The sequence below is a fragment of the Neobacillus drentensis genome (assembly GCF_036966985.1).
Classification (GTDB): Bacteria; Bacillota; Bacilli; order Bacillales; family Cytobacillaceae; genus Neobacillus; species Neobacillus drentensis_E.
The window spans coordinates 1-353 of sequence record NZ_JBALSN010000172.1 but is presented as its reverse complement, the minus strand read 5'-3'; the positions used below and the strand labels follow the sequence as shown (position 1 = coordinate 353).

The window sequence follows — 353 nt, the reverse complement described above, 5'->3', positions numbered from 1 at the left end:
CAGGCAAGTTTAACAGAGTTAATCGCTAGGAACAAAGTTCTGCAAAAAAGCAAAAAAATCCAAAATCAGCAGGAATTTTGGCAGGTTTAGAGGAAATATGTATTGAAGATAAACTGTTATTTCATGCAGAAGTAATAACAAGTTAGATTTTCAGGGAAGGGAGTGCGGGTGAATTGTCGAAGTCATTAAACCACCATTTAGACAATCTTTTAATAGATGCTGTTAAAATGTTAGCAATTTATCAAGACGATTTATTAAAAGAATGGGGATTAATGCTCCAATCTCTAAAGAATACAAATAAAAAATCGGTTGCAGTTTTTGAATTTATTAGTGATTTCTTAGTAAGTTTTTTA

The 353-nt window shown here is 31.2% G+C and carries 1 protein-coding gene; it reads left to right on the top strand.

The genetic code is table 11. The features are described from left to right. Window positions 1-173: 173 nt before the first annotated feature. On the top strand, window positions 174-353 hold a 180-nt coding region (locus V7659_RS11715), incomplete at its 3' end, for a hypothetical protein (RefSeq protein ID WP_335540165.1).